This window comes from Peribacillus sp. NPDC097264 (assembly GCF_050277925.1).
Classification (GTDB): domain Bacteria; phylum Bacillota; class Bacilli; order Bacillales; family DSM-1321; genus Peribacillus.
The window spans coordinates 184,650-201,662 of record NZ_JBNNSR010000007.1 but is presented as its reverse complement, the minus strand read 5'-3'; the positions used below and the strand labels follow the sequence as shown (position 1 = coordinate 201,662).

Annotated in this window: 18 protein-coding genes; 15 read left to right on the top strand and 3 right to left on the bottom strand. The window is 40.0% G+C overall.

What is annotated here, in order from left to right:
• Nucleotides 1-216 precede the first annotated feature (216 nt).
• The 11 genes from ACQKL0_RS13250 (at nucleotide 217) to ACQKL0_RS13200 (ending at nucleotide 9,199) form a co-directional block, all read left to right on the top strand.
• Complete coding sequence (locus tag ACQKL0_RS13250) at nucleotides 217-690, top strand: flavin reductase family protein (protein ID WP_402990613.1); 474 nt, start codon at nucleotides 217-219, stop codon at nucleotides 688-690.
• A gap of 14 nt (nucleotides 691-704) precedes the next feature.
• Nucleotides 705-1,499, top strand: a complete 795-nt coding sequence (locus tag ACQKL0_RS13245) for a 2-keto-4-pentenoate hydratase (RefSeq protein WP_402955403.1) — start codon at nucleotides 705-707, stop codon at nucleotides 1,497-1,499.
• Nucleotides 1,496-2,386: an acetaldehyde dehydrogenase (acetylating) gene (locus ACQKL0_RS13240; RefSeq protein ID WP_402867564.1), complete on the top strand. Its 891-nt coding sequence runs from the start codon at nucleotides 1,496-1,498 to the stop codon at nucleotides 2,384-2,386. The genes ACQKL0_RS13245 and ACQKL0_RS13240 overlap by 4 nt, the downstream gene beginning before the upstream one ends.
• Entirely contained in the window at nucleotides 2,383-3,375 is a 993-nt protein-coding gene (dmpG, locus tag ACQKL0_RS13235) for a 4-hydroxy-2-oxovalerate aldolase (RefSeq protein WP_427688029.1), read from the top strand. The genes ACQKL0_RS13240 and dmpG overlap by 4 nt, the downstream gene beginning before the upstream one ends.
• Before the next feature lie 20 nt (nucleotides 3,376-3,395).
• Entirely contained in the window at nucleotides 3,396-4,193 is a 798-nt protein-coding gene (locus ACQKL0_RS13230; protein ID WP_402867566.1) for an adenylyltransferase/cytidyltransferase family protein, read from the top strand.
• 466 nt (nucleotides 4,194-4,659) lie between these two features.
• A complete protein-coding gene (locus ACQKL0_RS13225; protein ID WP_427688027.1) occupies nucleotides 4,660-5,262 on the top strand; it encodes a YdhK family protein in 603 nt (200 codons plus the stop codon).
• Nucleotides 5,263-5,463: 201 nt separating this feature from the next.
• Nucleotides 5,464-5,586 carry a hypothetical protein gene (locus ACQKL0_RS13220; RefSeq protein ID WP_402867568.1) on the top strand — a complete coding sequence of 41 codons (123 nt, stop codon included), beginning with the start codon at nucleotides 5,464-5,466 and terminating at the stop codon, nucleotides 5,584-5,586.
• Between the two features lie 166 nt (nucleotides 5,587-5,752).
• Nucleotides 5,753-6,478 (top strand): hypothetical protein, encoded by a 726-nt coding sequence (locus ACQKL0_RS13215; protein WP_402955415.1) that lies wholly within the window; start codon nucleotides 5,753-5,755, stop codon nucleotides 6,476-6,478.
• Complete coding sequence (locus ACQKL0_RS13210; RefSeq protein WP_427688025.1) at nucleotides 6,471-7,205, top strand: hypothetical protein; 735 nt, start codon at nucleotides 6,471-6,473, stop codon at nucleotides 7,203-7,205. Before ACQKL0_RS13215 ends, ACQKL0_RS13210 begins: the two co-directional genes overlap by 8 nt.
• 112 nt (nucleotides 7,206-7,317) lie before the next feature.
• On the top strand, nucleotides 7,318-8,616 hold the full coding sequence (locus ACQKL0_RS13205) for an arsenic transporter (RefSeq protein ID WP_427688023.1): 1,299 nt from the start codon (nucleotides 7,318-7,320) through the stop codon (nucleotides 8,614-8,616).
• A 106-nt stretch (nucleotides 8,617-8,722) separates the two neighbouring features.
• Complete coding sequence (locus tag ACQKL0_RS13200) at nucleotides 8,723-9,199, top strand: Lrp/AsnC family transcriptional regulator (protein WP_427688022.1); 477 nt, start codon at nucleotides 8,723-8,725, stop codon at nucleotides 9,197-9,199.
• A 94-nt stretch (nucleotides 9,200-9,293) separates the two neighbouring features.
• Here the strand turns inward: ACQKL0_RS13200 and ACQKL0_RS13195 are convergent, their stop codons facing one another.
• Nucleotides 9,294-10,115: a purine-nucleoside phosphorylase gene (locus tag ACQKL0_RS13195; RefSeq protein WP_402955427.1), complete on the bottom strand. Its 822-nt coding sequence runs from the start codon at nucleotides 10,113-10,115 to the stop codon at nucleotides 9,294-9,296.
• 265 nt (nucleotides 10,116-10,380) lie between these two features.
• Here ACQKL0_RS13195 and ACQKL0_RS13190 point away from each other — a divergent pair, with 265 nt between their 5' ends.
• Nucleotides 10,381-10,896 carry a hypothetical protein gene (locus ACQKL0_RS13190; protein ID WP_427688020.1) on the top strand — a complete coding sequence of 172 codons (516 nt, stop codon included), beginning with the start codon at nucleotides 10,381-10,383 and terminating at the stop codon, nucleotides 10,894-10,896.
• Nucleotides 10,897-10,972: 76 nt separating this feature from the next.
• Here the strand turns inward: ACQKL0_RS13190 and ACQKL0_RS13185 are convergent, their stop codons facing one another.
• Nucleotides 10,973-11,527: a chromate transporter gene (locus ACQKL0_RS13185; RefSeq protein WP_403123418.1), complete on the bottom strand. Its 555-nt coding sequence runs from the start codon at nucleotides 11,525-11,527 to the stop codon at nucleotides 10,973-10,975.
• Nucleotides 11,527-12,114 carry a chromate transporter gene (locus ACQKL0_RS13180; protein ID WP_402867579.1) on the bottom strand — a complete coding sequence of 196 codons (588 nt, stop codon included), beginning with the start codon at nucleotides 12,112-12,114 and terminating at the stop codon, nucleotides 11,527-11,529. The genes ACQKL0_RS13185 and ACQKL0_RS13180 overlap by 1 nt, the downstream gene beginning before the upstream one ends.
• A gap of 269 nt (nucleotides 12,115-12,383) precedes the next feature.
• On the opposite strand from ACQKL0_RS13180, the gene ggt reads away from it, so the two are divergent.
• From ggt to ACQKL0_RS13165, 3 genes are all read left to right on the top strand, one after another.
• Nucleotides 12,384-13,964, top strand: a complete 1,581-nt coding sequence (gene ggt / locus ACQKL0_RS13175) for a gamma-glutamyltransferase (protein WP_427688018.1) — start codon at nucleotides 12,384-12,386, stop codon at nucleotides 13,962-13,964.
• A 693-nt stretch (nucleotides 13,965-14,657) separates the two neighbouring features.
• Nucleotides 14,658-15,251, top strand: a complete 594-nt coding sequence (locus ACQKL0_RS13170; protein ID WP_427688017.1) for a TasA family protein — start codon at nucleotides 14,658-14,660, stop codon at nucleotides 15,249-15,251.
• 77 nt (nucleotides 15,252-15,328) lie between these two features.
• Entirely contained in the window at nucleotides 15,329-16,918 is a 1,590-nt protein-coding gene (locus ACQKL0_RS13165) for a M4 family metallopeptidase (RefSeq protein ID WP_402990370.1), read from the top strand.
• Nucleotides 16,919-17,013 lie beyond the last annotated feature (95 nt).

The window sequence follows — 17,013 nt, the reverse complement described above, 5'->3', positions numbered from 1 at the left end:
ATGAAAAAGAAAAATTTCCGATTTACAATGTGGAATTTTTAATGGAAGGATATATGATACAGCTGATTTTTTGTAAAAATAATTCACAAAGAATTCAAATTTATTTTCATGTGCAATTTTATTGTTTTTATCTGAATTTTCAATAAAAAATACAATGATAATTTTAAATGGACTGATTTATGATTGAATTATTCAGTTACGAATGGAGGAATTAGGATGGATGATCGTTTATTTAGAGATGCAATGGGAAAGTTTGCGACAGGTGTAACCGTTCTTTTAACAGAAAACGAAGGTGAAACACATGGAATGACGGCAAATGGTTTCGTGTCAATATCATTGGATCCTAAGCTTGTCTTAATTTCCGTTGGACATAAAGCAAAATTCTTAGAGAAAGTTTCACAATCCAAAAAATACACAGTTAATATTTTAGCCGAAGACCAAGAGCATTATTCACGTCATTTCGCTGGGAGACCTGGTGATGCAGTAGAATTCGAAGCATTGGCTGAACAACCTGTATTAAAAGGGGCCATCGCCCAAATTGCATGTGAAGTCGTATCGGAACATGTAGAAGGTGACCATACATTATTCATTGGTAAAGTAATCGACTTACATCTTGAAGATAAAAATCCGTTATTGTTCTTCAGTGGTAAATATCATCAGTTGAATGCGGTAGAAACAGTCAATTCATAAAAGGAGAATGGTCTATGAATACACAAAAAATGGCGGAAGCATTGCTTGAAGCGGAACGTACGAAACAGCCCATTGCACCATTAACTGAAACTTATGAAAAGATTACCCCTGCTGATGCCTATGCCGTGCAATTGGCGCAAATTCGTCAAAAGACGGACAACGGGGCGTCTGTAAAAGGGCTGAAAATTGGGTTGACGAGTAAAGCGATGCAAGAAATGTTGAATGTCTATACACCGGATTACGGCTTCATTTTAGATACGATGGTTTACGACGAGGCTGATGGTTTAAGGACTGAGTCCTTCATTCAACCAAAGGTGGAATTTGAAATCGCATTTGTTTTCAATAAAGAGTTAAAAGGACCTGACGTGACGGTGCAGGATGTAATCGATGCCACGGCATATGTTGTGCCAGCAGTGGAAGTGATCGATAGCCGGATTGCGAATTGGGAAATAAAGTTCGAGGATACAGTGGCGGACAATGGCTCTTCGGCAGGTGCCATTTTAGGAGAAAAGCGGACCCTGCTTGAAGAGATTGAAGACATCACGAATATACCAATGACCGTGCATAAAAATGGTGAATTCTTAGATGAAGCAACGAGCGCGGCCGTGTTAGGCAACCCGCTCCAAGCGGTGGTATGGTTAGCAAATGAAGTGAGTACATATGGGATTTCCATCGAGCCTGGCATGTTTGTTTTATCAGGAGCCCTATCAAAAGCCGTGACCTTTGAAACAGGCGATAAATTCGAAGTGGACTTCGGTCAGCTCGGAAAAGTAAGCGTTAACATTTCTAAGGAAGTGGTGAAAAAATGACGAAGCTTAAAGTGGGAATCATCGGGTCAGGAAATATAGGAACCGACTTAATGTACAAAATCGAGCGCAGTCCCGTATTGGAAATGAGTGTGATGGTAGGCATCGACCCGAATTCCGATGGTTTAAAACGTGCAAAGAAGCGCGGATATGAAATAATTTCAAACGGGATTGACGGACTCATGGAACGTGTTGATTTAGTGGATATCGTTTATGACGCGACAAGTGCGTATGCACATAAGCATAATAGCGATCGATTAACGGCTGCCAATAAAAAAGTAATTGATTTAACACCAGCTGCAATCGGACCATTTACAGTTCCACCAGTAAATTTAAAAGAGCATATCGATAAACCGAATGTGAATATGGTTACGTGTGGCGGTCAGGCGACAATTCCCATCATTCATGCCATAAATCGGATTGTTTCCGTAGAGTATGCTGAAATTGTCGCAACCATTTCAAGCCTTTCTGCCGGTCCTGGTACACGCGCAAATATCGATGAATTCACAAGTACAACTTCTAAAGCGATCGAAGTGGTAGGAGGTGCGAAAAAAGGGAAAGCCATTATCATTTTGAATCCTGCGGACCCACCAGTTATTATGCGTGATACCATCCATGCTTTGGTCGAAGAAGAAGGTCATGAAGAAGCGATCACCAAGTCGATTCACGACATGGTAGCGGAAGTGCAAGCTTACGTACCAGGTTATACATTAAAAGTGTCGCCGATTTTTGAAGGTAGGAAAGTATCCGTATTTGTCGAAGTGAATGGGGCAGCAGACTATCTACCGGCTTACGCTGGTAATTTGGATATTATGACGGCAGCTGCCGTGCAAGTCGGCAATGAAATGGCACGTCATTTACAAAGAGGGAAGGAGGAGGTCATCTCATGACATTAAATATTCTAGATGTAACGTTACGTGATGGAAGTCACTCTGTCCGCCATATGTTTACAGAGGAACAAGTACGTGCTGCATCAAAAGGTTTAAATGCGGCGGGTGTTCGCTATTTTGAAGTATCACATGGAGATGGCTTGGGTGGTTCTTCCTTACAATATGGTTTGTCAGCAACTGATGAATTGAAACTGATTGAAGTGGCTGTATCAGAATGTACGACTTCAGAAGTCGCTGTATTATTGATTCCTGGAATCGGTACAAAACATGACTTGGAAAATGCAGCGAACTTAGGGGCGAAAATGGTTCGTGTAGCAACGCACGTAACAGAAGCCGATGTAGCTGCCCAACATATTGAATTAGCACGCAAACTCGACTTGAAAACAGCTGGATTCTTAATGATGAGCCATATGGCACCTGTTGAAAAAATCGTGGAGCAGGCAAAATTATTTGAAAGTTACGGAGCAGAGATCGTATATGTAACAGATTCGGCTGGAGCCATGTTACCAAAAGATGTAACCGAGCGAATTACAGCGCTTAAACAAACTTTACAATGTGATATCGGTTTTCATGCCCATAACAATTTATCGATGGCCATGGCTAATACAGTTGCAGCGGTGGAGGCTGGAGCCACTTATATTGATGGAAGCATGCGTGCATTAGGTGCAGGGGCCGGTAATACACAAACAGAAGTAATGGTCGCTGTTTTAGAAAAACTAGGTTTTGAAACGGGCATCGATTTATATACATTAATGGACACGGCGAATGATGTAATTGCGCCCATCATGCAACAATCACAAGAAATAACTGGCGGTAGCTTAACCTTAGGGTATGCTGGCGTGTACTCAAGCTTCTTATTGCATGCACAAAAGGCCGCAAAACAATTTGGTGTCGACGAACGGGACCTTTTAATGAAAATCGGCCAAATGAAAGCGGTTGGTGGGCAAGAAGATTTAATTTATGAAGTGGCACAAAATCTAGCAAGATAAAGAAAAAGGAGAGAATCGCAATGAAGGTAATCTATGTGAATGCGAATAATTTACAAGAGATTAAGCAAACCGCTCCCCATGTAGCGATGGCCCTTGGTTATTTTGATGGTGTGCATTTAGGGCATCAAAAAGTTATTCGAACCGCTAAAGAAAAAGCAAAAGCACAAAACTTATCACTAGCGGTTCTCTCTTTTTTTCCGCATCCTAAAAGTGTGCTATTTTCGGATAAAGAAGTTTCCTATCTTGAGCCGCTAGAACAAAAGGTTGAGAAACTAGAAAGGCTTGAAGTGGATATTTTTTATATCGTGGAATTCACAAAGGAATTAGCTAAAGTAGAAGCGAACGATTTTTTAGATGATTATATTATTGGGTTGAATGCTAAGGAAATCATTTGCGGTTTCGATTACACATATGGGGCAAAAGCGAGTGGAACTGTTCATACCCTGGCAACTTATGCAGCAATCCAGCAAGTAGGCCTCTCAGTTGTCGAAGAGCTAAAGTGGAATGATCAAAAAATCAGTTCGACCTTGATTCGGAGGTATTTATCAGAACGGAAGCTTAGTGAATTACCGAGGCTATTGGGACGCTTTTATAAAACGAAATATTGTCAGAAGAATGGTCTACTACCTAATTATTCGTTACCGAATGTAGGTAGCTATAAAGTATTGATAGAAGATCAACATTCTATTATTGAGTGTGTTGCGACAGTGAAGTGCAAAAAATATATTCAGATTCATCATGAACTGTCGACTCTGCCGAATTTATTAACGATACAATGGGTTGATCAAGTTGATCGACTAGAAACAATACCTAGCTAGCTGTATACTCTTTGAATCATGTGGCAGAACCATTACTGAAATTGTTCTGCTTTTAGTTTTTTTGAATGCAGATCCCCTAAAAACACTTATTTCAAATCTCTCCTCATGGACGACTTTCTTCTATTATATATTAACTGCAAACGCTTCCGATTTTCCCATATGAACTTTCCCTTTCAAGAATTCCGCAGACTCTAACCATCTCGGAATAGGGGCTGGAAACTATTGAGATTGCTATAAACAAACGAATCAATTTTAGTCCGAACAATCGGGTTAAGGAATCAATATAAAGAGATAGTGTTGTTCATCATGTCATATAATCCATGTTTATGGTGATTCTAATGGGGTAAAAATATAAGAGAGACAGGATACTTACACATGTAGTAAGGGTGAGCAGAGTACATACATATATTTTAGGCTAGCATTCTGTTTCGACTTATTAAATAATCTATTAGGAGTGACTACAACTATGAAAAGCAAAAAATTAGCAATTGGTTTGGTTTCTTTGGCATCAGCTTTCGCATTATCCGCATGTAATGATGATAATGAAGAGAAAAGCACGGATCAAACACCGAAAACGGAACAAAGTACGGATACAGATACGACTAAAGAGGAAACGAATCATATGGACCATGCTAAAGATACTTCCAATGAGGCAGAGGTTCCTGATGGTTTGAAAGCTGCAGAGAATCCAAAGTATGAAGTGGGAAGTAAAGCAACGATTAAATCAGATCATATGGAAGGCATGGATGGCGCCGAAGCAACAATTGTCGGAGCCTATGATACGACAGCTTATTCCGTTACGTATACACCTACAACAGAGGATAAAAAAGTTGAAAATCATAAATGGGTGATCCATGAAGAAATCGAGGATGCTGGGGAAGTTCCTTTAGAACCAGGTACTGAAGTGACTCTTGATACTGATCATATGGAGGGTATGGAAGGCGCAAAAGGTATCATTGAGGAAGCCGATACCACTACCGTTTATATGGTTGATTACAAACCTACAGATGGTGGGATTGAAGTGAAAAACCATCAATGGGTAACAGAAAGTGAACTATCATCTAAATAATGATGATGAGCTGTCAGAAGACCTTATCCCTTTACCGGTAAGGTCTTTTTGGCGTTGAGTTCATTTAGTCATTCATGATATTTAAAAAAACATGTCCTGCTAATGGAGGACATGTTTTTTATTTTAGTTTGTACAAATTATTTTGCCTTAAGGAAACATTTTGTCGGAATTGCATAGATTATAAAAAAGGAGAGGATTCATATGAATTTTACGAACCGTACCCAAAAGAAAATCATTGGATATTCCACCTTGTTCAAGAAGTTGGGAATCATCAATGATAAGGAATATAAAAATATAATGAATACTGTTCAATCGAAGGATTAAGCTGTGGATACCTATAACCGCGGTTTTCAATAAAAGGTAAGACCCCATCTTTATTACTAAGTAAGGTGGGGGAGGCTGCGGTTACAAAAGAGATGGGATATGGTAGAGTGATTATATTACATTTAATAGGTAAACATCCGTTAAGTGGTGGGAGGATGAGTTGAAAATGAAGCAGAACGTGTTTGTACATATGCCCTCTTTTATTCTATTAGTCTTCAGTTATTTACTTATTGCCCTACTATTCTTTGTTGTTTACAAAAAACAACAGAATCCGCCAAAGGTATGGAAAGGGCTCCTAGTTATGCTCATTGGGATTTTTTCTTTCAGTATTCATTTTAATTTATCAAGTGAAGTGACAAAGATACCAATATTGCCATTAGGGGTCGTCTTTTTATATTGGTTTTTGAGAAGAAAGGACAATACAGAGCGTTGGCCGCGGTACCGTCGTTATGCTTGGCTAGGGTTTTGCGTGAATTTCATCTTTTTTGCTTCTTCATTCTTAAACTCGCCGCTTGAACATTTAATGTTCCCAAAAGATCAACCCTCGACCTATATGCAGGACGTTGAAAAAGCTTCCCTGATTATCACTCACCCAGCTGGCAAGGATGTCACATTGAATAATGAAGTGTTGCAAGTACAGGTGGACAAGATGAAACAAAATCAAATCAAAAGTGAATCTTGGTATTATAAAATTAATGAAAAGAACGGGTATAAAGAACGGTTCCCTTATCTTTTGATAGGAACGGTTCCTGAAAAGGGCAGCGGACTTAAAACAGTCATTTATGTAGAAGATGATGGAAAGGGTTTCCTCATTACACCGAATAATGGAGGCCAGGTTTACTTCCGGTCTGAAGAATCTGTGTTGATCGGAGGTGCTGAAAGAAATGAATAAAAAAACGAAAACCATCATTTTATTGATCGTGATTTTCCTTATAGTGGGTGTCCTTTTTATCATTCGAGCTCCTAGAGAACCTGAAGCATTTCTTACGGATAAACAAGTGATTAAACGAATCAATTCTTTTTTTCCTGAAGCAGAACCCAAGGTTATTCAAGACGTTCTTTACTTAGATGAAACCCATGTTTTTGTCCCTTTCATCAATGAAAGCAAAGAATACGGGATGAGTTTCTGGGTATGGAAGGACAAAAAATGGAGAGCGGCTTCCGTGGATAATGGGGGCGAGCTAAAGGGCTGGAATGGAGAAGGAGATTCATTCATCATGTGGAATCTAAATCCAAAGGACGAAGTGTCTGAAATTAAGGCGTTTATGAAAAAAGATAGGAATTTCAGTGTATCAGGGGATGAGGCGACCTATGAACCCGGTTTGGAAATGATGCACAGCATTACGGTTGAGGATAAATCATATGGAGTGGAAAAATATCCGGATAGCTGGCGGACTCTTATGGATCAGTATGCAGAAGTACAGAAAGAATCCAGTTTTGATGAATTCTTTGAGGATAGACAAGCATTAAAACTAGCAAATCGGTTTTATGATAAGGACGGCAAGGAAGTTTTTCCGACGGTGCCTACTGATGGAATCGGGTATTCAACAGGGAATGATTATGTGGATGTGCCTTATCTAATGGATTTGGTAGATGATGAATTGGAAGGCTCTTATTGACAGGGGGCTGCCAAGAAATTGGTGGCCTTTGTGCGTTGTGTAAAAACTAGTATTCTTATATAGTTAAGGGAAGAAAGTTTTATAGAAGGAGTGGCTTAGAGGTGCTGGCATCATGAGTTCGACGTTTTTAGCTCTACTTATTTTTATGATTACATTAGTGTTGGTCATCTGGCAGCCAAAGGGTCTGGGAATTGGCTCGAGTGCCTGCGGAGGGGCGATCATCGCTCTTTTGTTCGGTGTTGTTTCATTCCAGGATGTAAGTGATGTGACGCAGATTGTTTGGAATGCGACATTGACGTTCGTGGCCCTGATTATCATTTCGTTAATTTTAGATGAAATTGGATTTTTTGAATGGGCTGCGCTTCACATGGCCCAATATGCAGATGGTAAAGGCTTCCGTCTCTTCATTTTGGTGATGATTCTAGGAGCCATCGTTTCGGCGCTTTTTGCAAACGATGGGGCGGCATTGATCTTGACGCCGATTGTGCTAGCGATGGTGCGAGCATTGAAGTTCGACGATAAGATGGTGCTCCCATTCATCATGGCGAGCGGATTCATTGCCGATACAACTTCCTTGCCATTCGTCATCAGTAATCTGGTGAATATTGTGTCAGCGGACTTTTTCGGGATCGGTTTTGGCGAATATGCCAGCCGGATGATCGTTCCGACTTTATTCAGTTTAGGAGCTAGCATTCTCGTATTGTATTTGTTTTTCAAAAAGGATCTACCTGTAACCTATGATTCCTCTCATTTGAAGCGTCCTGCAGAAGCGGTAAAGGATCCTCGTATGTTCAAGATTTCCTGGTTCGTCCTGGCTATTCTTCTAGTCGGCTATTTTTCAAGTGAGTTTGTAGGTGTACCTGTTTCGTTTGTGGCTGGTGCAATCGCCATTGTCCTTTTGATTTTGGCAAGAAGAAGTCCAGCCGTGAAAATCCGTACCGTCCTAAACGGTGCCCCATGGAATATCGTATTCTTCTCGATTGGGATGTATGTGGTCGTATATGGACTGCGAAATGTAGGACTGACTAGTTTGTTAGCTGACGTCATTAAGGCAACGGCCAATCAAGGTTTGTTTTCGGCGACGATTATCATGGGATTCATTGCGGCTATTCTATCTTCATTCATGAATAATCTGCCAACGGTCATGATTAATGCCTTGGCCATTGCAGAAGTTCAAACAACGGCGCCTATTAAGGATGCTCTGATTTATGCCAACGTCATCGGTTCCGATTTAGGACCAAAGATCACGCCAATCGGCTCTTTGGCCACACTTTTGTGGCTCCATGTATTAAAGCTAAAAGGTGTCCGGATCACATGGGGATATTATTTTAAAGTAGGAATCATCCTGACTGTTCCAACACTATTCATCACTCTGTTTGGACTATATATTTGGCTATTGATTCTTCATTAACGAAACTGCCGGTTTTCTGGCAGTTTTTCTTTTGCATGAAAATAATTGGTGAAGGGCCCTATCCTTTGAGATAATAGAATAAATGATTCGAAAAGGAGTTACATAGATGGCAGAGGACTTTAGCATTCCAAGCACCAAGTTGGATGAAATCGATAAGAAAATCATTTCGATCTTGCATGAAGATGCGCGGATTTCGTATACGGATTTAGCAAAGCAAGTGGAACTGTCGAGAGTGGCGGTTCAAACAAGAATCAATCATTTAGTGGAAAAAGGGGTGATTGAACGTTTTACCGCTGTCATCAATCCGGCTAAGATAGGCATTCATGTTTCTGCATTTTTCAATGTCGAGGTGGAGCCTAAATATTTGGAATCGGTGGCACAACAACTGGAGGATGAGCCTGCAGTAACGAGTTTGTATCATATGACGGGGCCTAGTAAGCTGCATATGCATGGAATCTTCACGGATAATCAGGAGATGGAACGCTTCCTCAATGAAAAGTTATATCCGGTCGTCGGGGTTGTCAGCGTCGATTGCCAACTTCTTATTAAACGCTATAAGAGCCGGATGGGAATGAAGCTCTAGGAAAAGCTCCATGTAGAGATAAAAAAAGATTGTCGAGAAGATATAGTTATCTCGGCAATCTTTTTTTGGGCGCATAATGCCTACAATTCTATTACTATTCCATTTCTTCCACAATTCCTTTGACCAATCCAACGAATTGCGTTCTAACTTTACTTGCAACTTCAATCACTTCATCATGACTTAATGGTTGATCTAAAATCCCGCAAGCCATATTCGTTAAGCAGGAAATCCCTAGCACTTTCATCTTGCCATGGACGGCTACAATGGCTTCCGGAACGGTTGACATCCCTACAGCGTCTGCCCCTAGCGTACGAATCATTCGAATTTCCGCTGGTGTTTCATATGCGGGACCACTCCACCAAGCATAGACGCCCTGTTGCAAGGAAATGTTCTTTTCCTTAGCTACTTTGGACGCAATGTTTCGCAAGTCAGGATGATAAGTTTGGGAAAGGTCAGGGAAGCGAGTACCCAATTCATCATTATTAGGTCCTATGAGAGGATTTGTACCAACTAAATTGATATGGTCGGTAATGAGCATTAAATCACCTGGATTAAAGTCTGTATTAACTGCGCCACAAGCATTGGTAATGATCAATTGCTCCACCCCTAATGCCTTCATGACACGTACGGGAAATGTCACTTCATCTAGTGTATATCCTTCATAATAATGAAAGCGTCCTTTCATAGCCACTACAGTCTTACCTTTCAATTGCCCGATTACTAGTTCGTTTGCGTGTCCGATTGCTTCGGATTTTGCAAAGTGAGGAATTTCACTATATGGGATTTTGAACGGGTTCTCAATTTCATCAGCAAGAGATCCTAACCCCGATCCTAAAATCATACCGATTTTTGGCTGATTGTCCGTTTTGCTCATAATAAAATCTCTGGTCTCTAAAATTTCTTGTAATCTTTGCATACAAAATTCCTCCTCGATAAATGAAAATCCAAGTACTCTATTTGAATATGGATGGTAACCAAAAGTTTAAGGGCTTTACTGGCTAATGTAAATAAAATATTTAGATAAATGGTAATATTAAAATAACTTTTTTTAAAATGAACGGGGGAGTTGTTGATCATATTTGCTAAAGAATAACTAGAAATTATTAGTGAAATTAAAACTGAACAAGCAGATCAAATCTAAAACTCAATGGCTATCAACTAATTTATAAGGAGACAATTTAATGTTTGGATTTTTCCGTATGTATCGATTTACATTATCAATTTTACTATTATCAATTATTGTATTAAGTGGTTGTGGAACCACTAATAAAATGGATTTCTATGAAAATACTGATAGCACAAGTTTGTCAGAGGAAGTAAATACAATTTCTTTAAATTCAACAGAAGATAAGATTAAAGAAGTTTTAGGAGAACCAGACTTTGTTGAAGAGGTAGAAAAGTCAAAATCCACCTATTTAATATATGGGAAAGATAGAGATAATAGTGATATAGAATTTCAAATAGTTAATGGGCAAGTTGCTAGTTATTTTTTTTCAAGCAATACATATAAAACATCAAAGAAAATAACAAAGGGCAGTTCAAAGGAAGATGTTATACAAGAATATGGAGAAAATTACTACGAAAGAGATGATTCTGGTGCGAAAATAATGGGTTACTTTGATAAAACCCAAAAGGTTAATATGGAATTTTCTTTTAATGAAACGATAGAGGGGATAATCATATCAAAAATTAATTAATTTAGTAGTTTAGTTATTGTATCAAATGGTTTTCTTGTCACCTTAATAAAAAAAACCACCTTTAAGGTGGATTTTTTTATGTGATCGGGAGGATGAACCCTCCATAGGCAAAGGCAAAAATGATGACGAAGGCAGGGTGAATCTTGAATTTCCCCAATGCTAGGAAGGCAATTCCAGCAATGATTAAGGAATGAATATATCCAATGGAGCCGACAGCGTCAGCAGCCATCTGCCATGTAAGCAATAGCATCATGATGGCGATCACGGGCTGAACGAGTAAGGACATGCCTTTTACGATGGGCGACTGCTTGTATTTTCGCAAGATTTTCAATAAATAAATCAAGGCCACGGCAGAAGGAATGATCGTCCCCGCCAAAGCGACGAAGAACCCGGGCCATCCGTAAACATCGTAACCGACATAGGCGGCGATTTTTGTAGCAATCGGTCCTGGGAGGGAGTTTCCAAGCGCAAGCATTTGTGAGAATTCCGTATTAGAAAGCCAACCATAGCGGGTGACAATTTGGTCGTACATAAGCGGAATCGAAGCTGGACCTCCTCCATAGCCAAGGATATTCGCTATGAAAAATGCCAAGAACACAGCTACACCAATCGGGATGAAAATGGCACCCATTATGCTGATTCCTCCTTCTTATCCTGTTTCTTATTTTTCAATCTGTTCTTCAATTTAAAATGAAAGGCACCGTATAAAAGGAAAATCATGATGACGATACCAGGATGCAGGGAAACGACCTGAAGAAGTAAGAAGGAGATGGAAAAAAATAAGATGCCAAGCACTTTCCCTAACCCTTTAACGGCCTTTTCACCAAACTCATACGCCATTTGTCCAAGCATGACAGCAACGACTGGCATCACGGCAGCAATCATATTGGTAATCATCGCCGAATTACTGAGGACGTTTATGAAGGCGATCAAGAATACCATGGCAAAGGCAGATGGTAAGATATGCGCCGCCACACTTACGATGGCACCAGGCCATCCTTTCAGTTTGTACCCCAGATAGGCGGCCATCTTTGTGGCAATCGGACCAGGGAGTGTATTGGCAATGGCCAATGTATCACCGAATTCGTCATCATCTAGCCAATGATAACGGGAAACTGCTTCATGCCGGATGAGTGGAATGACCGAGGGACCACCACCGAACCCTAAAATCCCCGTCCGCATCATTCCCACGGTTAATTCGCCATATGGATTGTTCACATTGGTTCCTCCTCTGTTCGAATAATAATTTCCATGATTATCTATTAATCATAACAAAATAGGTTTCGAAATGCTCATAAAATTTTAATAAAAGTATCGAATTGTATGTAATTATATAACTTATTAGTTCAATAGATGATTTAAAGATGAAAATGATTTCTATTTGTTAATAAAAACAAAAAAGTGGATTACGTATTGTGAGTTAATGGTTTATAATACAAATATAGTTAATTTTCAGAAAAAATAAAATAAATGAAAGGAGCAACTGTATGACACAATCGATTATCGGAACGAAGAGCATGGTAGTGAGCCCCCACTATTTAGCATCGATGGCGGGAAATCATATTCTCGAAAAAGGAGGCAATGCTTTTGATGCAGCGGTGGCTGTCAGCGCCTGCCTGGGTGTTGTTTATCCGCATATGACGGGACTTGGCGGTGATATGTTCTGGCTGAATTATGAAAACAGTGACGGGAAAATAAGTGTTTATAATGGTAGCGGACGATCTGGGGAAAATGTCAGCCGTGAAACGTATGCAGGGGAAGCGGCCATTCCCTTTCGTGGCATAAGGAGTGCCATCACCGTTCCGGGAATGGTAGATAGCTGGGATGCTATATTAAAAGAATTAGGTACCTTATCATTGGCTGAAGTTCTTGTACCGGCAATCGACTATGCGGAAAATGGTTTTCCCATTACAAAGAACCAAGTGGACTATACAAAGCAGAACTGGGACTGGCTTTCAAAGATTCCGATCACGGCTGATATCTATGCGCCAGGAGGAATAATTCCGGAAGTGGGGGAACGCTTTTTCCAAAAAGACTTGGCCCGTAGTTTAATCTTGATTGCTGAACGGGGGAGGGATGTTTTTTATCATGGCGAACTTGGTCAATCCATCGTTACTTATTTGCAGGAACAAGGTGGACTTTTAACCGCTGCTGACTTTGCCAACCATGAAGGTAACTGGGTCGAGCCTATATCCACTACCTACCGCGACTATACCATTTATCAAGTCCCACCTAACTCTCAAGGGTTCGTCGGTCTGCTGGCGTTGAATATTCTAGAGAACTTTGACTTGGAAAGCATGGAGCATGGTTCTGCCGATTATTATCATCTATTGGCGGAGGCATTAAAAGCAGGGTTTCGTGACAGAAACGAGGTATTAACGGATCCTGAATTCTCTGAGATTCCCCTGGGTAAGCTCCTTGATAAGCGATATGCTGCCAAGATCGGGGCAGCCATTCAACGAACGAAGGCAGAAAGGGTAGCCAGCCCGCCGATGGGCAGTGACACCGCTTATGCCGCCGTTGTAGATAAGGATGGGAATTCCGTATCATTCATTCAGAGCCTGTACTTCGAGTTCGGATCGGGTGTCGTTGCCGGGGATACAGGAGTGATTCTTCAAAACCGGGGGTCCTTTTTCTCGCTAGATTCCAACCATGTCAATACATTGGAACCTAACAAGCGTTCCTTCCATACCCTGATGCCGGCAATGGCCTGTAAGGATGGAAAACCTAGCATTATTTACGGAACGCAAGGTGGGGAAGGTCAACCGCAGACGCAAACCGCGATCATTACCCGGATGATCGATTATGGGATGGATCCCCAAACGGCCATCAATGAGCCTCGTTTTGTCTGGGGCAGGACCTGGGGAGAATCTAGTGAGGCGTTACGCATCGAAAGTCGTGTCGAAAAAGATACCATTAAGGAACTCCAAGAAAAAGGGCATCTTGTCGAAGTCGTGGATGAGTTTGATGGGGCAATGGGACATGCGCAGGCCATCCGGATCGATGAGCATGGGTTCCTTAAAGGTGGAGTCGACCCACGGGGAGACGGTGCAGCCGTCGGATCTTGAAAGAGTACGAACGTAACCTCGATATAACCTGATTTTATTTCATAAAAAACGTAGGGCCTAGGATTTTAAGCCGGGGCCCTACGTTTTTTACTATTACTTTTTTAAAGTTACCAACTTTTTAGTATTCACTCTCACTATATATATTTTAAATGAATAAGATGTTAGTTAGTTCCTACAGAAAATACTACTTTAGTCTAGTGATATATTGAATATAGGAAAATAATACCATTTTAACCATTGCTGACTATCATTAAATATACGGACCTAGCAATTCCAGCGTCATTTTAAGATGGCAGTCGGAAGCTCTTTCTCGCTATTTTCCTACTTCTATACAAGGATTAACCTTGGGAAAGTGTCGAAGACTAAAGGTAAAGTGGATAATTTAAAAGATAATATTTTTTGAAATCCTAAAAAGATTATAAACATATAAGACTATATACAATAATATGTAAAATTAGGTAATATTATGTAAATACATTCTTTATTGAGAACAAATAAATCTTAATAAGGAATATTATGGAGTGAATGTACTCCTAGATTAGTATTGTAAGGTTGCTTCAAGGGTACTCATACGAGTTAAAAAATAAAAGGGAGGAGATAATTTACTTTATATTCCATATTATATAACTTGCAACATGAAGAAGGCTACTAAAGATTTTTAGAAGTAAAAATAGAAATGCGGGGGGAATTGAAGTGGGTATGAAGAAAAAGTTAGGTTTAGGTATTGCATCAGCAGCATTAGGACTATCACTGATTGGTGGGGGTACATATGCTTATTTCAGCGATCAAGAAGTAACCAATAATACGTTCGCAGCCGGTACATTGGATTTGTCCATTAATCCACAAACAATCGTCAATCTTGAGAATATGAAACCTGGTGACTCGAAAACAACTGAATTTAAATTAGCGAATAATGGTTCGTTGAAAATTAAAAACGTCAATCTAAAAACAGCGTATTCGGTTGTCGATGCGAAGGGTGACAATGGTTCTGAGGATTTCGGGAAGCATATCCGAGTGAACTTCTTATGGAATTGGGACAAAGAGAATGAACCTATTTTTGAGACAACACTGCAAGAATTGAAAAATATGGATCCAGACCTTGTTAAAAAGAGTGTTCTAGACCCTTTCTTTGCAAAAAATGGTGGGCTTGAACCGGGTGCTGTAAATGATCTTTGGGTACAGTTTGAATTTATCGATAACGGTGAAGATCAAAATGTATTACAAGGCGATCAACTTAAACTTGACTGGACATTTATCGCCAATCAAACGGCTGGTGAAGCTAAGTAAAATTTCTCATATACCTATGAGAAGTAATTTAAAAACTATTTATCAGGGAGATGAGATAATTGAAAGTAAATAAGAAAATGGTTTCTACTACTTTAGCTCTATCCGTTTTTTTAGGGACGTTCGGTACAGGTGGATCGCTTGTAGGTGCTCAGGATAATATTAAATATAATGATGAATATAAAACTCCTTCTTTTATCGGGGAAACTTGGTCCCCAAAAGGGAAAAGTGGCTTAAGCAAGAAGGAAATCGCCTATTCTTTCCTTAATGAGAATAGTAAGAAGTTTAAATTAAAAGGTGATATGAAAAAAAACTTTAAAGTAATAGATGAACAAGCTGATAAAGAAGTTGGAACCCATCACTTTAGACTGGTTGAACAGTATAAAGGAATTCCTATATACGGATCGGATTCGACGATAGCGATTGACGAGAATAATAATGTTACGTCTTTCTTCGGTGAAGTAGTACCTGATCTAGAGAATGAAAATATCAAGACAGAGGTTGCCATTTCTGAAACAGAGGCGATTGAAGCAGCAAAACAGGATATTGAAAAGAAAATTGGCAAGGTGGATCAGTACGATGGTGACATTGCCGTTGAACAGTATATTTATGAATTCGATGGAGCATTTCATAATACGTTTCTAGTTAAAGCTTCAACTATTGAACCAGAGGTTGGATACTGGCATTATTTCATTGATTCTACCAATGGAAAAATTGTAGATAACTATAATGCTGCCCATGAAGTTACGGCATTCGGTAATGGCGTATTTAATAACAAGCAGATGTTTGAAGCGCAATTTGCTAACGGAGTGTATGGACTCACTGATGTGACAAGAGGAAAAGGCGTAGTCACCAATGATGCAAAGAATGGCAATCGACTAGTCACAAGTCTTATTAAAATGTTTAAAGACGGTGCTGCTGTAGATGCACACGCAAATGCACAAAAAACCTATGATTATTTCAAAGGCACATTTGGGCGTAATTCGGTGGATGATAATGGCCAACAGTTAATTTCTTCGGTCCATGTGAATAATAATTGGAATAATGCATCCTGGAATGGAAGAACGATGTCATATGGTGATGGTGATGGCATCGCCTATCATAATTTCGCTGGAGGGTTGGATGTTGCTGCGCATGAGATGGCGCATGGTGTGACTCAACATACAGCAAATCTAGTCTATCGAAATGAATCCGGGGCATTGAACGAATCCATGTCAGATATATTTGCTGCCATGGTAGACAGAAGTGATGAAGAATGGCTAATTGGAGAAATGATCGTTAAGGATGGAAGAAAGGGACTGCGTTCCATGAGTAATCCTGCAGAAATCGTTGACGTCAGAACGGATAGCGGATTTTCTCCAGATCATTGGAGTAAAAGGTATACAGGTACTTTAGATAGTGGTGGCGTTCATATCAACAGTAGTATCAATAACAAGGCCGCTTACCTGATCTCAGAGGGTGGAACCCATTATGGGGTTACCGTGAGTGGGGTTGGACGTGAAGCGACAGAACAAATTTATTACCGCGCCCTTTCAAAATACCTGACAGCCAGTTCAAACTTTACAATGATGAAAGAAGCCGCCATTCAGGCTGCAACGGATTTATATGGAGCTAGCTCAAAAGAAGTTAGAGCTGTAAAAGCCGCATATATCGCTGTTGGTGTGAACTAAGGATTTAAAAAGTGGAGGTGTCCCAAAAGTGTTCTTTTGGGCACTTCTTTTATATCGAATACTTGAAGTACATTCTATACATAGGAGTTCCAGAG

What these genes read in the sequence shown, in the direction of transcription:
- ACQKL0_RS13250 (WP_402990613.1), top strand. Translation starts at nt 217, where the DNA reads ATGGATGATCGTTTATTTAGAGATGCAATGGGAAAGTTTGCGACAGGT.
- ACQKL0_RS13245 (WP_402955403.1), top strand. Translation starts at nt 705, where the DNA reads ATGAATACACAAAAAATGGCGGAAGCATTGCTTGAAGCGGAACGTACG.
- ACQKL0_RS13240 (WP_402867564.1), top strand. Translation starts at nt 1,496, where the DNA reads ATGACGAAGCTTAAAGTGGGAATCATCGGGTCAGGAAATATAGGAACC.
- dmpG (WP_427688029.1), top strand. Translation starts at nt 2,383, where the DNA reads ATGACATTAAATATTCTAGATGTAACGTTACGTGATGGAAGTCACTCT.
- ACQKL0_RS13230 (WP_402867566.1), top strand. Translation starts at nt 3,396, where the DNA reads ATGAAGGTAATCTATGTGAATGCGAATAATTTACAAGAGATTAAGCAA.
- ACQKL0_RS13225 (WP_427688027.1), top strand. Translation starts at nt 4,660, where the DNA reads ATGAAAAGCAAAAAATTAGCAATTGGTTTGGTTTCTTTGGCATCAGCT.
- ACQKL0_RS13220 (WP_402867568.1), top strand. Translation starts at nt 5,464, where the DNA reads ATGAATTTTACGAACCGTACCCAAAAGAAAATCATTGGATATTCCACC.
- ACQKL0_RS13215 (WP_402955415.1), top strand. Translation starts at nt 5,753, where the DNA reads ATGAAGCAGAACGTGTTTGTACATATGCCCTCTTTTATTCTATTAGTC.
- ACQKL0_RS13210 (WP_427688025.1), top strand. Translation starts at nt 6,471, where the DNA reads ATGAATAAAAAAACGAAAACCATCATTTTATTGATCGTGATTTTCCTT.
- ACQKL0_RS13205 (WP_427688023.1), top strand. Translation starts at nt 7,318, where the DNA reads ATGAGTTCGACGTTTTTAGCTCTACTTATTTTTATGATTACATTAGTG.
- ACQKL0_RS13200 (WP_427688022.1), top strand. Translation starts at nt 8,723, where the DNA reads ATGGCAGAGGACTTTAGCATTCCAAGCACCAAGTTGGATGAAATCGAT.
- ACQKL0_RS13195 (WP_402955427.1), bottom strand. Translation starts at nt 10,115, where the DNA reads ATGCAAAGATTACAAGAAATTTTAGAGACCAGAGATTTTATTATGAGC.
- ACQKL0_RS13190 (WP_427688020.1), top strand. Translation starts at nt 10,381, where the DNA reads ATGTTTGGATTTTTCCGTATGTATCGATTTACATTATCAATTTTACTA.
- ACQKL0_RS13185 (WP_403123418.1), bottom strand. Translation starts at nt 11,527, where the DNA reads ATGGGTGCCATTTTCATCCCGATTGGTGTAGCTGTGTTCTTGGCATTT.
- ggt (WP_427688018.1), top strand. Translation starts at nt 12,384, where the DNA reads ATGACACAATCGATTATCGGAACGAAGAGCATGGTAGTGAGCCCCCAC.
- ACQKL0_RS13165 (WP_402990370.1), top strand. Translation starts at nt 15,329, where the DNA reads ATGGTTTCTACTACTTTAGCTCTATCCGTTTTTTTAGGGACGTTCGGT.